The following is a 12,625-nucleotide window of genomic DNA, read 5'->3' on the forward strand; positions in this document are numbered from 1 at the left end:
AGCTCTTCATGGCGGGCGATTGCCGCGATCAGCTCCCCGGTGTCGTGGCGCCGGTAGGCCGGGGCAGTCAGCACACTCAGGTTGGCCAGGATCTGCTGCCATTCCTTGTAGCCGGCGCCGGCCATCGGCGTGCTGCCGTCCAACAGCACAAAGGCCTTGTCCATGCCGGCCAGCCCCACTTCGTGGTTGTCGTCCGGCGGGCACATCGACTCCAGACGGGCGACGTCGCTGCCCGCAGTGGACACCGTGGCCTCCCGTTCGGGTTGTACCACCGGCATGTCGTCGGCGTAGGAGAGCACCGCCTTGCCCAGCCCGTGGCCGCCGTGCTCCCGGCTTACCTGCATCAGCGTTTGGTACTCGGTAAGTTCGTCGTCCGAGTAGGGGGCGGCCGCTTCCACCGCCCATTCCGGTCCGACCAGCGCGGATCTGTCGAACAGGCGCACAAAGGTGAGCGCACCGGCGTCGTTGTTGATCTTGGTCAACCGGTCCCCGCTCGAGGCGAAGGCATCGTCGGCAAACCCCAGCAAACGTGCCCACGCCAGCAGCACAATGTCGGCTGTTCCTGCGTCCAATCGCATACCGGCCAGATTACTGAAGGCTTAGCCGAAGAGAACCCTTGCCTCGTCGTAACGGTGTTGCGGGACCGTTTTTAAGTTGTTAAGTGCGGACTCGAAACCCACGTGCGCAATGTCCGTGCCGCGCAGCGCCACCATGGTGCCCCAGCGTTCGGCGGACACCGAATCCACCGCCGCCATGCCTAGGCGGGTGGCCAGCACCCGGTCGTAGCCGGAAGGCACACCGCCGCGCTGGATGTGGCCCAGGGTCGTGGCGCGGGTCTCGATGCCAGTGCGCGCTTCCAGCTCCGGGGCCAGCCGTTCGCCGATGCCGCCCAGCCGGGGCCGGCCGAACCTGTCCATCCCGCGCTCGGCGTGCGGGCCCAGCTCGCCGTCAGGAACCCAGCCTTCTGCCACTACCACCAGTGGGGCGCGACCGCGTTTCTGCGCGTGCAGCACCCACTCGGAGACCTGGTCGATGGTGACGCGCTGCTCGGGAATTAGAATGGCATGCGCTCCGGACGCCATGCCCGCGTGCAGCGCAATCCAGCCGACGTTTCGGCCCATGACCTCTGCAATCATGCAGCGGTGGTGCGATTCGCCGGTGGTGCGCAGCCGGTCGATCGCCTCGGTGGCAATCTGCACGGCGGTGTCGAAACCGAAGGTGTAGTCGGTGGCTTCCAGATCGTTGTCGATGGTCTTGGGCACGCCCACGATCTTCAGCCCGGCCTCGGTGAGCCGGTGTGCGCCGGCCAAAGTGCCCTCGCCGCCGATCACGATGAGCGCGTCGACGCCCAGCTTGTCCAAGGTCCGCTGGATGTTCTCCGGCCCGCCGTTGGGGCCGTCGTACGGGTTGGTGCGCGAGGTGCCCAGGATCGTGCCGCCCTGCTTGGAAATGCCACGTACCTGGTGCCGCGGCAGCTTCATGAAGTCGCCCTCGACCACGCCGCGCCAGCCGTCGCGGAAGCCGACGAACTCATGCCCGTGCGCGGTGATGCCTTTGAGCACAATGCCGCGGATCACCGCGTTCAGGCCGGGACAATCCCCGCCGCTGGTCATGATGCCGATCCTCATGGGTACTCCTTCTCGGTGGCCGGCCGGTCAGTGCGAGCACCCCATTGAGCCCGCCTCGATTCTACGTAGGAACCTCACCGCAGTCACAAGGAGCCGCGCCTAACGTACCAAAGCCCACACTTCCCGCGGTGGCTTGCCGCTTAAAAGAGCCGGAGCCCCCGCATGCGCGGAGGCTCCGGTCGTGGCTGCCGCCCTGGCTCAGAACTTGCGGAGCAGGTTCTCCAGCGCAATGCTGCCGTCGTATTTCGGCAGCAAGAGCCAGAGCACCAAGTAAGTGCCGAGGCCGATGCCGGGGAACAGGAAGATCAGCAGGGTGGCGATGCGCACCCACGTCACGTCCCAGCCGAACTTTGCAGCGATGCCGCCGCAGATGCCGGCTACCCAGCGGTCGGGCCCGCGCCGGACCGGGCTGGAGCGGAGCATTCGGTAAAAAGTTTCCATGGGACCATGCTTTCGTGTTCGGGAGTTGTTGTCACTCGGGAAGCAACTGCCGTTGCCGTGCCCGGCCAGGGGGGGAGGTAGCGGCAGTTGGGGGTTATCGTGTGCCGGCCAGGCTTACCGGCCGCGGTTGCGGGTGGCGCTCAACACGCCGGCCACCACCAGGGCGAGACCGGAACCGATCAGCAGGGCGATCATGACGTAGGCCCAGTTGAAGCTGATGTTCCACCAGGATCCGGCGAGCACCAGCAGGCCGACGGCCATGGCGATCAGTCCCCAGATGATGGTGCCCACGCGGGGCCGGCGATCGTCGTCGTGCTTATATTCAGTGCTCATTGGTTCTGCTCCAGTTCGCTAACGGTCAGGATGTCGACGCTGCTGACCGCGCCCCTGACGGACAGGATGATCTCCGGCGCGCCGCCGTCGTCGTTGATGATGTAGGTTCCGGGCTGCCAGACGCCGGACTGGCGTCCGCTGTCCGAGGGGGTGACGTACTCGACGTTGCCGAGCGCCATCTGTGTTTCAACCTTCACCGGTACGTCGTCAGGAATGATCACCGTGACCGAGGCAGCAACCGCGTTGACCGGGACGACGGCGGGGCCACCCAAGCGGGACCCGGACACGCCGCGCAGGTCCACGGTGCCGTTGCCAGCCACCACGCTGTAGCCGTCGCCCGCTGCCGGCGCGGCGGTCGAGGTCCAAGTGCGGCTGGAGGCGATGGCGAAGTTGGACGCCGTCCACTGCATTCCGGCCGAGAAGACCAGCGACAGCACCAGCCCCACAGCGGCCAGGAACCCGAGGATCCCGGAGGTGCGGCCCAAGGCGCCGGTCACGACGACGCCGAGGCCGATCACAATGAGCGCAGAGGCAATCGCGACCGGGACAACGTTCAGGCCCAGCTCAACGAACTCCAGCGCATTCAGTCCCAACACGGCGCCGGCTGCCAGCATCGCAGCGCCCAAGGTCAGCGCAATGGCTGCGCCCGAGGGGCCGCGGGGTGCGGGCTTCGGCGGTACCGGGGCTGGCTGCGGGTACGGGCGAGGCTGCGGGTATGCCGAACGGGGCGGGCCCTGGTAGCCGCCGGAGGTTCCGTAACCGGTCCCGGGAGTCGGCGTCGACCCGAAGCTGGAGGTCGATCCCAAGCCGGAGGCCGAACCGAAGCTGGAGCCGGGGGAGTGGGACGGGCCGGAGTGGCTGCCCGGCGCCGGAGCGGTGGAGGTGCTGGCAGTTTTGCCATACTCGCTGCCATACGTGGAGGTGCCTGGTCCGGATGCAGGAGGTGCCGGCGGGAAGCCCTCGGTCCCATGCTGCGGCTTACCGGCGGGAGCGCCGTCCTTGTTGCGCGTGGCGAGCCAGTAGACAAAGAACGCCACGGCGCCGACCCAGATAACGGCCCAGACAAAGCCGCCGAAGCCCCAGCCCCAATCGTTGGTGAACCAGCCGAAGGGCCTGCTGAACACGCCGAGGACGGTGAAGATCACCGCGCCGGTCATGCCGGCCGTCCAGCTGCTGCGTCCTGCTTCTTCGGCATGGATGCGGCCGTCCGGCTCGGGCAGCAGCGCCCACGCGATGCCGTAGAGGAGCACACCGACGCCGAAGACGGCCAGCAGGATGAACAGTCCGCGGACCAGGATCGGGTCCAGTCCGATCCGGTGTGCGACGCCCGAGGCGACGCCGCCAATCCAGCGGTCCTGCCCGCGGGGCATGCCGAGGTTGCGAAACCAGTTAAAGAACGCGTTGCTCGGCGGCCCCACCGGTCCACCGGGCGGCGGGGAAGGGAAAGCACCGGCAGCGCCCGACGGCGGAGGCGGCGGGAAGCCCGCGTTGCCGCTGTTAAAGCCCGATCCGCCGATGTAGCCGGGGTCGGCTGGTCCGCCGGTGTAGCCGGATCCCGCCGGGCCTCCGGTGAAGTCGGAACCGGCCGGTCCGCCGGTGTACCCGGAACCGATCGGTGTGGTCGGATAGGTTTCCGCGGCAAGCGGTTCGGTGGGGTTGGAGCCGCGGTCATCGAAGTCGGTCCCTCGGTCATCGCGGAAAGCGTCGTCGGCGTCGTCGGCAGGGGCGCCGGTATCATCGCGGAAAGCATCGTCGGCATTGTCGTCGCGGGAAGCGTCATCGGGCCGCGGCGCCTCGACGGGCTCTGCCTCCTCGTAGCGGGCAGCGTCGTCGGCATGCGTAGCAGCGGCCGGAGCCGAGTCAGGCTCGGCAGCATCCGCTTCCGCAGTCGCCGGCTGTGCGGCCTCTGTTTCGGCGATCTCCGGCCCGCCGAGTGCGGACACAGCGGCGGGTTCGGAGGGTTGCTCGGGCTCGCCCGCTGCGGGCGCCGGGGCTTGCACGGGAGTTTGTTTGGAGGCGTCCGGCTGCTGGTCCGGATCGCCTGGGCGGTCAGTGCCGTCATTCGGGGTCGGTGCGTGTGAGGTCATAGTTAGATCATTCCAACTGGCGCCACCCTTCCTCTATGGGGTGCCACCCTGACCCTTCCCTGACCGCCCGGCCGGGGTTCCCCTGAATTCGCGCCGGATGGTAGGTCGGGGCTGCAGCGCATGCTTGGATTAACCCATGCGAGAACCACTCATCCGGTCGACCGAGGACCGCATCATTGCGGGCGTGTGCGCGGGACTGGCCCGACACCTGAACGTCTCGGTTGGAATCGTCCGGGTGGGAATGGTGGTCCTGGCGCTCGCCGGCGGTGCGGGGGCGCTGCTTTACATTTGGCTCTGGCTGCTGGTGCCGACCGCTGCCGATGAAGCCATGGCTGCCCAGCGCGCCTTCAACCCGCGGGACATTGCGGAGAATTTCGCCCGGGGATTCGGCGCTTCCGGCGCCGGCGTTTCAGGCGCCGGCCGGGATGGCAGCGCCCGGGGTGGCGCAGGCAGGGACGGCAGCGCCAGTCGGCCACTCGGCCAGCCCCTTCCGCAACCCGGCGCAGCGGCAGTGCAGGCCGAAGTGGCCACGCCGCGGCTGCTGCAGCGCGGCGGCAAGGAAATCCTGATCGGCGCGGCCCTGGTGCTGGCGGGCGGCGCCGTCGTCGCACAACTCGCCGGCATTAATTTGCCATGGGGAACATGGCTCCCCGTCCTCGCCATTGCGGCCGGCGCGGTGATCGCCTGGATGCAGCTGGACGATTCCCGGCGCAGCGGACTGATGGACCGCGCCGGTGCCACCGGAGCGCAGGGTGCCGTGCGGTTGCTCGCCGGGCTGGTGCTGGTGGTGGCTGGCATAGTCACCATGGTGTCCGGGTCGATCACCTGGGAGGTCATGTGGCCCACGTTGTTTGCCTCGCTGGCCGTGCTGGCCGGCGTTCTGCTGGTCCTGGCGCCGTGGGTGCTGAAGTATTGGCGCGATTTGGAGACCGAGCGATCCGGCCGCATCCGGGAAACGGAACGGGCCGAAATCGCGGCGCACCTGCATGATTCGGTGTTGCAGACGCTCGCGCTGATCCAGAACCGTGCCGGGTCGGAGCAGGACGTGACCCGTTTGGCCCGCGCGCAGGAACGCGAACTGCGCGAATGGCTGTACCGGGACAAGCGGCAGGAGGAAGGCAACCTGGTGGACCGGGTCAAGGCAGTGGCAGCGGAAATTGAAGACGCCTATGGGCACCCGGTGGAAGTGGTGGCAGTTGGCGATGCGGCTATGACCGACCGGCATGAGGTCCTGGTGCATGCCACCCGTGAAGCGGTGCAAAACGCGGCCAAACATGCAGGCGGCGGCATCTCGGTCTATGTTGAGTGCACACCGGCGCGCAGCGAAGTCTTTGTCCGTGACCGGGGCCCCGGGTTCGAACTGGCATCCGTGCCGCCGGATCGGATGGGCGTGCGCGAATCGCTGATCGGCCGGATGGAACGCCACGGCGGTGAGGCCCGGATCCGCAATACCGGCAGCGGCACCGAAGTCCATCTCAGCTTGGAACACCCTCAGGAAGGAACCGCACCGTGACCGAACCCATCCGCGTGGTCGTCGTTGACGACCACGCCATCTTCCGTTCCGGCTTGAAAGCCGATCTGGACGAGCGGATCGAGGTCGTTGCCGAGGCCGCGACAGTGGAGCAGGCGATTGCAGCCATCCATGAGCAGCGGCCCGACGTTGTGCTGCTGGACGTGCACCTGCCCGGCGGCCGGGGCGGCGGCGGGGCCGAGGTGGTTGCGGGTTGTGCGGCCCTGCTGGGCGAGACCAAGTTCCTGGCCCTGAGTGTTTCCGATTCCGCCGAAGACGTGGTCACTGTGATCCGGGCCGGCGCCCGCGGCTATGTCACCAAGACCGTATCCGGGGCGGAGATTTCCGACGCCGTCCAGCGCGTGGCGGGCGGGGACGCCGCCTTCTCGCCGCGTCTGGCCGGGTTCGTCCTGGACGCCTTCGGCACGGCAGCGGTGGCCAACGTGGACGACGAGTTGGACAAGCTCTCGGCGCGCGAACTGGAAGTCATGCGGCTGATCGCCCGCGGCTACCAGTACAAGGAAGTGGCCAAGGAGCTGTTCATCTCCATCAAGACCGTCGAAACCCACGTCTCGTCCGTCCTGCGCAAGCTGCAGCTCTCGTCCCGCCACGAGCTAACCCGCTGGGCCGTCGACCGCCGGATCCTGTAGGGCGGCCGGGCGGCGGTCCGCCTGGCGGGCGGCTCGAAAGCGGCCCACCCTGCCGTAGCGCTCAGGATGTTTAGCGCACGACGGGTCGGCTGCGCCGCGATCCTGGCTGGCCGTCCGCGCAGGCGTGACGCACCGGTCCGACGCGACTCTGAACCCGCGAAGGCCTACTCCGAGATCCCAAGCCTGCTTCTTCGCACTGCCCTGTACAGGATGCGCCACATTGCCTGCCAAACCCGTTGGGAGTTTCCGCATCTGCTGGCTATATGGTCACTTCATCACGCAGGTGCGACACCGGGGGACCGTCGGCTGGGCCAATGTGGCGTATAGCGTACATCGCCTGGCGGGACGGCTAAGAACTCAGACGGTACATTCCTCGGCACGTCGAGCTTTCCAAACGAGCCAGACGGGGGTCCTGCAGTTATCCACATTTTCGGGGGCATGTCGCCCCAGCTACGCGCCGCCTAGCAGGCTTGGGCCATGGATCCGGTGATGGCTCTGCGTCGGCAAGGTGGAATTGCACGATGGCGTAGGCTGCAGGACGCAGGTGTGACGGCACGACGATTGAAGGAAGCCGTTCAATCGGGGTCCGTGCAACGGATCCGCTTTGGTCTTTACGCGATTCCCAATGTGGTCGCTGAAATTGCACAAGCCAAGGCGATCGGTGCCTCCGTGGGATGTTTCAGCGCTGCGGCGTTTCACGGCTTGTGGGTGCACAGGCCTGACCGCGGCATCCATGTGAGTGCTCCGCGCTCCGTCGCCAAGCCGCGCTACGGCAAGGTGCATAGAACGCGGGAAGCACACGGCACGGTAGTTCCGATGGACGTTTGTCTCCGGCAGGTCCTGGGCTGCCTTCCACTGAGAGAAGCCCTTATCATCGTCGAATCTGCTGTCGTTCAGGGGCACCTGACCGTTGAGGACGTGCGCCGGCTCAGCCGTGGGCGGGGGAGCAAGCGGGCCGACGAGGTCATCGATGCCATCGACCCGGCATCCATGTCAGTTCCGGAAACACTGGCCCGCCACGTACTGCGCTCGTCCGGCTACAAGGTCGTTTGTCAGCGACGGATCGAAGGAGTCGGCAGGATCGACCTGGAAGTTGAAGAGCGCTTGCTGCTGGAAATCGACGGCAAGAACTACCACTCCGACGCGGCGTCCTTTACCGAGGACCGGCGCCGCTGGAACGAACTGACGCTCCTCGGTCGGGACCTGTTAGTGCTTCCTGCCGGGGATATTCTCGACGATCCGGAGTCCGTCTTGCGGCCAGTCGGCCGGTACTTCGCCGGCCGTGCGTCCGTAGCCACACGAGCGGCGGCATAGTGACGGTACAGCTCGCCCGGTGCCGGGGGAGTTGTACGAGCAGCGGTACCGTCCCAAAGCCCGGCACTGCCGCCGCGGCGGTCACCCCAGAGACCGGTACCACCGAGAGGCGTACCGGCCCTGGGGCGGCCGGGGTGGGTTACTTGGCCTTGGCCAGGAACTCCTGCAGCCGGCCGACGCCGGTGGCGAGATCGTCGTCGCCGAGGGCGTAGGACAGCCGCACAAAGCCGGAGGGGCCAAAGGCCTCGCCCGGAACGACGGCGACCTCGACCTCATCGAGGATCAGGGCGGCCAACTCGGCGGAGGTCGCCGGGCGGATGGTGCCGTCCGCCGTCGAAAATTCCTTGCCCAGCAGCCCGCGGACGTCGGCATAGGCGTAGAACGCGCCCTTCGGCGTCGGGCATTCCACGCCCTCGATGGCGTTCAAGCCGTCGACCATGGCCTTGCGGCGCCGGTCGAAGGCGACCTTCATCTCGTCCACGGCGGTGAGCGGTCCGGACACGGCGGCCAGCGCAGCCATCTGCGACACGTTGGCCACGTTGGAGGTGGCGTGCGACTGCATGTTGGTGGCGGCCTTGACCACGTCCTTCGGGCCGATCATCCAGCCCACCCGCCAGCCGGTCATCGCGTAGGTCTTGGCGACGCCGTTGAGGATGACCACCTTGTCGCCCAGTTCCGGCGCGGCGGTGGCGATGGAGGTGAAGGGCATGCCGTCGTAGGTCAGGTGCTCGTAGATCTCATCGGTGATCACCCACAAGCCCTTTGCGGCAGCCCAGCGGCCGATCTCGGCCACCTGCTCCGGCGAGTAAACGGCGCCGGTGGGGTTGGACGGGGAAACGAACAGCAGCACCTTGGTGTTGTCGGTCAGCGCGGCTTCGAGTTGGTCAACGGTCACCAGGTAGCCCTGCTCCGGGCCGGCGAAAACTTCCACCGGGACGCCGCCGGCCAGCCGGATGGCCTCCGGATAGGTGGTCCAGAACGGTGTGGGGACCAGGACTTCGTCGCCCGGATCGAGCAAGGTGGCGAACGATTCGTAGACGGCCTGCTTGCCGCCGTTGGTGACCAGCACCTGGGACGGATCCACCTGGTAGCCGGAGTCACGCAGCGTCTTATCTGCAATAGCCTGCTTCAGTTCAGGCAGCCCGCCGGCGGGGGAGTAGCGGTGGAAACGCGGCTGCCGGGCGGCTTCGATGGCGGCCTCAACGATGTACTCCGGGGTGGGGAAGTCCGGTTCGCCCGCCCCGAAGCCGATCACCGGACGTCCGGCAGCCTTCAGCGCCTTGGCCTTGGCATCGACGGCGAGGGTGGCGGATTCGGCGATGGACGCGATGCGCCGGGAGACGCGGGCGTTGGCAGGCATGGGATTCCCGTCTTCAGTAGCGTGTAGGACTGTTTCATAGTCTAGGTGCAGGCCGTCGGCCATGTCCCGCCTCAGCCGAGAACCTCAAGTGGTCAAGGGGCCGACGGAAATGTTGCATAATGGATCAGTCGCCTTTCCGGGCGGCAAACGGGGTCCGGTTCGACGTCGGCGCATCGCTGGCGTAAACTAGATCTCCGGTGTTGAAAACGCCATGATGTTCCATGCCCGTTAGGCGGGACCATCAGGCGGTATTCGGCTCCATAGGGTAGTGGCGCAATTGGTAGCGCAGCGGTCTCCAAAACCGCAGGTTGCAGGTTCGAGTCCTGTCTGCCCTGCGCAGAACCGTCGCAGACATGACTGCAGCAGTTCAGCATCCCAGCACGAAGCAGTGGTTCAGGCCGGCCGAGGCCGACCCGGGCCGGACACCGGACAGAATGAGTGAGGCCAGGTTGACCGATACGGCTGCCAGTAGCCCCAAGGGGCGCCCCACCGGACGAAAGACCGACAAGCGCGGTTTCTTCGCCCGGATCGTTTTGTTTGTCCGCCAGACCATCGCAGAACTCAAAAAGGTCGTCACGCCGACCCGCAGAGAACTGGTGAACTACACGCTGGTAGTGATTGCATTCGTGGCCATCATGATGCTGCTCGTTACGCTGCTGGATCTGGTTTTCGGCCAGGCCGCGTTCTTCGTCTTCGGAGACGGCATACCCGAACAGTAACGCCCGTGTAAGCGGCAGCCGTACGGATGGATGACGACGACGGCGGAAAGCCGGCGCGAGCCAAGTGAGCTGAAGAAGAAAGCAGGAAGCCAAGTGTCCGACCAGGAACTCGAAGCCCAGAACTCCGAAGAGAACGTGGAGCTGGAAGCAGACGAGCAGGTTACCGAGACCGGCACCGACGAGGTGTCGGCTTCTAGCGTTGAAGACGCAGAGACTGCCGGTACCGATCTGGCCAGCGAGCTTGACCAGGCCGCCGACGACGCTCCGGTTCTCGACGAGGCGGCCGAAGCCGCTGCCGAGGCAGGCATGACCGAAGCCGCCGCTGCCGAAGAAGCCGCCGAAGAGGTCGAGCAGACCGCAGAGGAAGCGCTCGAAGCGTTCCGCGCCAAGCTGCGCCGCCAGCCCGGCGACTGGTACGTCATCCACTCCTACGCCGGCTACGAAAACCGCGTGAAGGTCAATCTGGAAACACGTATCCAGACCCTGAACATGGAGGATTTCATCTACGAAATCCAGGTCCCCATGGAAGAGGTCGTGGAGATCAAGAACACCACGCGCAAGCTGGTCAAGCGCGTGCGCATTCCCGGCTACGTGCTGGTTCGGATGGACCTGACCGACGCCTCCTGGGGTGCTGTCCGCCATACGCCGGGCGTGACCGGCTTCGTGGGCAACGCCCACAACCCGGTACCGCTGAGCCTGAAGGAAGTTGCTTCCATGCTGGAGCACACCATCACCGGCGCCAAGCCGGAGGCCGCGGGCAAGGCAGCCGGCAAGGCCGCAGCCTCGAGCACGCCGATCACCGTCAACTTCGAGGTCGGCGAGTCGGTCACCGTCAACGACGGGCCGTTCGAGACGCTGCCGGCGACGATCTCCGAGATCAAGCCGGAATCCCAGCAGCTGGTGGTGCTGGTGACCATCTTCGAGCGCGAAACCCCGGTGACGCTCTCGTTCAGCCAGGTCACCAAGATCCAGTAACCAAAGACTTCGTGCGGATCCGGACCCGCTTTAGCCGGGCCCGCACGGGCGGCCGCCACGCCATGGCGGCCAACCACCGCAGGCACGCTCCTGTGCCGCGGTACGTAATGTGAGAGAAGGACCCGATATGGCCCCCAAGAAAAAGGTCACCGGCCTCATCAAGCTGCAGATCCAGGCAGGCGCCGCCAACCCGGCACCGCCGATCGGTCCGGCACTTGGTCAGCACGGTGTCAACATCATGGAATTCTGCAAGGCGTACAACGCTGCCACGGAATCCCAGCGCGGAAACGTGATCCCGGTTGAAATCACGGTCTACGAAGACCGTTCCTTCACCTTCATCACCAAGACCCCGCCGGCCGCCGAGCTGATCAAGAAGGCCGCAGGCGTGCAGAAGGGTTCGGCTACCCCGCACACCAACAAGGTTGCCAAGCTGACCCAGGCGCAAGTCGACGAGATCGCCAGCACCAAGATGGAAGACCTCAACGCCAACGACATCAAGGCTGCTGCCAAGATCATCGCCGGCACCGCCCGCTCCATGGGCATCGAGGTCGAGTAGCGAGGAGCTCGCGTACGGTGAGGGCCGAGGAACGAGGCAACTCGCCGGAAGCAAGCACCGCAGCTGCTCGACAATTGAGCACTGTCGGAGGGCTAAGCACCCTCAACCCGAAGGCCGCCAGGAAAGACATCCGGCAAGGTCTTCACCAAGACAATTCAAAGAACGACGGCGACATGGCTCGCCAAAGGTGGGAACACCGCCGTCGTTGTGGCAGGGCCGAGCGCGGTCCGCAGACCACAACTGCACAAGGAGAAAAAGCAGATGGCAAAGCGCAGCAAAGCATATGAGGCAGCTGTAGCCAAGATCGAGGCGGACAAGGTTTACGCCCCGGTCGAGGCAATCACCCTGGCCAAGGAGACCAACCCGTCGAAGTTCGACGCGACCGTTGAGGTGGCTTTCCGCCTCAGCGTTGACCCGCGCAAGGCTGACCAGATGGTCCGCGGCACGGTCAACCTGCCGCACGGCACCGGCAAGACCGCCCGCGTGCTGGTCTTCGCTACCGGCGACAAGGCCGAGGCTGCAATCGCCGCCGGCGCCGACTTCGTTGGCTCCGACGACCTGATCGAGAAGATCCAGGGCGGCTGGACCGACTTCGACGCCGCCGTGGCGACGCCGGAACTGATGGGCAAGGTCGGCCGCTTGGGTAAGGTCCTGGGCCCGCGTAACCTGATGCCGAACCCGAAGACCGGTACGGTGACCCCGGACGTGGCCAAGGCTGTCAACGACATCAAGGGCGGCAAGATCGACTTCCGCGTCGACAAGCACGCCAACCTCCACTTCATCATCGGCAAGGTGTCCTTCGACGCCAACAAGCTGGTGGAGAACTACGCCGCCGCTCTGGAAGAGGTACTGCGCCTGAAGCCGTCCGCTTCCAAGGGCCGCTACATCCAGAAGGCCACCGTCGCCACCACCTTCGGCCCCGGCATCGCCGTGGACCCGAACGTGACCAAGGTGGCTGTGGAGGCCTAGTCAGGACTTCACGTTCGCCGGCAACGGCGTCCACCGGCAGTGGGGGGGGGGGGGGGGGGGGGGGGGGGGGGGGGGGGGGGGGG

Annotated in this window: 13 protein-coding genes and 1 tRNA gene; 8 read left to right on the forward strand and 6 right to left on the reverse strand. The window is 66.3% G+C overall.

From position 1 onward, the window contains the following. The 5 genes from ACMX2H_RS18140 to ACMX2H_RS18160 all read right to left on the reverse strand — a co-directional run. Window positions 1-578, reverse strand: a 578-nt coding sequence (locus tag ACMX2H_RS18140; RefSeq protein WP_414962570.1) for a GNAT family N-acetyltransferase, incomplete at its 3' end; no start/stop codon positions are given. A 21-nt stretch (window positions 579-599) separates the two neighbouring features. Next, window positions 600-1,628, reverse strand: a complete 1,029-nt coding sequence (locus ACMX2H_RS18145) for a 6-phosphofructokinase (RefSeq protein WP_414962571.1) — start codon at window positions 1,626-1,628, stop codon at window positions 600-602. A 198-nt stretch (window positions 1,629-1,826) separates the two neighbouring features. Further along, window positions 1,827-2,069: a PspC domain-containing protein gene (locus ACMX2H_RS18150; RefSeq protein ID WP_136784965.1), complete on the reverse strand. Its 243-nt coding sequence runs from the start codon at window positions 2,067-2,069 to the stop codon at window positions 1,827-1,829. A gap of 114 nt (window positions 2,070-2,183) precedes the next feature. Further along, a complete protein-coding gene (locus tag ACMX2H_RS18155) occupies window positions 2,184-2,402 on the reverse strand; it encodes a hypothetical protein (protein ID WP_136784964.1) in 219 nt (72 codons plus the stop codon). Further along, complete coding sequence (locus ACMX2H_RS18160; protein WP_414962574.1) at window positions 2,399-4,489, reverse strand: PspC domain-containing protein; 2,091 nt, start codon at window positions 4,487-4,489, stop codon at window positions 2,399-2,401. Before ACMX2H_RS18160 ends, ACMX2H_RS18155 begins: the two co-directional genes overlap by 4 nt. A gap of 136 nt (window positions 4,490-4,625) precedes the next feature. On the opposite strand from ACMX2H_RS18160, the gene ACMX2H_RS18165 reads away from it, so the two are divergent. From ACMX2H_RS18165 to ACMX2H_RS18175, 3 genes are all read left to right on the forward strand, one after another. Then, window positions 4,626-6,002, forward strand: coding sequence for a PspC domain-containing protein (locus ACMX2H_RS18165; protein WP_414962575.1), 1,377 nt, complete (start codon window positions 4,626-4,628; stop codon window positions 6,000-6,002). After that, window positions 5,999-6,649, forward strand: coding sequence for a LuxR C-terminal-related transcriptional regulator (locus ACMX2H_RS18170; RefSeq protein WP_136784961.1), 651 nt, complete (start codon window positions 5,999-6,001; stop codon window positions 6,647-6,649). Before ACMX2H_RS18165 ends, ACMX2H_RS18170 begins: the two co-directional genes overlap by 4 nt. A gap of 627 nt (window positions 6,650-7,276) precedes the next feature. Then, window positions 7,277-7,963 (forward strand): hypothetical protein, encoded by a 687-nt coding sequence (locus ACMX2H_RS18175; protein ID WP_414962577.1) that lies wholly within the window; start codon window positions 7,277-7,279, stop codon window positions 7,961-7,963. 139 nt (window positions 7,964-8,102) lie between these two features. Here the strand turns inward: ACMX2H_RS18175 and ACMX2H_RS18180 are convergent, their stop codons facing one another. Further along, window positions 8,103-9,323, reverse strand: a complete 1,221-nt coding sequence (locus ACMX2H_RS18180) for a pyridoxal phosphate-dependent aminotransferase (RefSeq protein WP_414962578.1) — start codon at window positions 9,321-9,323, stop codon at window positions 8,103-8,105. Window positions 9,324-9,585: 262 nt separating this feature from the next. Here ACMX2H_RS18180 and ACMX2H_RS18185 point away from each other — a divergent pair. From ACMX2H_RS18185 to rplA, 5 genes are all read left to right on the forward strand, one after another. After that, window positions 9,586-9,658: transfer RNA gene (locus ACMX2H_RS18185), tRNA-Trp, on the forward strand. Window positions 9,659-9,757: 99 nt separating this feature from the next. Continuing rightward, window positions 9,758-10,042: a preprotein translocase subunit SecE gene (gene secE, locus ACMX2H_RS18190; protein WP_136785023.1), complete on the forward strand. Its 285-nt coding sequence runs from the start codon at window positions 9,758-9,760 to the stop codon at window positions 10,040-10,042. 93 nt (window positions 10,043-10,135) lie between these two features. After that, window positions 10,136-11,017, forward strand: a complete 882-nt coding sequence (gene nusG, locus ACMX2H_RS18195) for a transcription termination/antitermination protein NusG (RefSeq protein ID WP_414962580.1) — start codon at window positions 10,136-10,138, stop codon at window positions 11,015-11,017. Window positions 11,018-11,144: 127 nt separating this feature from the next. Continuing rightward, complete coding sequence (rplK, locus tag ACMX2H_RS18200) at window positions 11,145-11,573, forward strand: 50S ribosomal protein L11 (RefSeq protein WP_414962582.1); 429 nt, start codon at window positions 11,145-11,147, stop codon at window positions 11,571-11,573. A gap of 261 nt (window positions 11,574-11,834) precedes the next feature. Next, window positions 11,835-12,542, forward strand: coding sequence for a 50S ribosomal protein L1 (gene rplA / locus ACMX2H_RS18205; protein WP_136784956.1), 708 nt, complete (start codon window positions 11,835-11,837; stop codon window positions 12,540-12,542). Window positions 12,543-12,625: the final 83 nt, after the last annotated feature.

The organism is Arthrobacter sulfonylureivorans (assembly GCF_047607445.1).
GTDB lineage: Bacteria > Actinomycetota > Actinomycetes > Actinomycetales > Micrococcaceae > Crystallibacter > Crystallibacter sulfonylureivorans_A.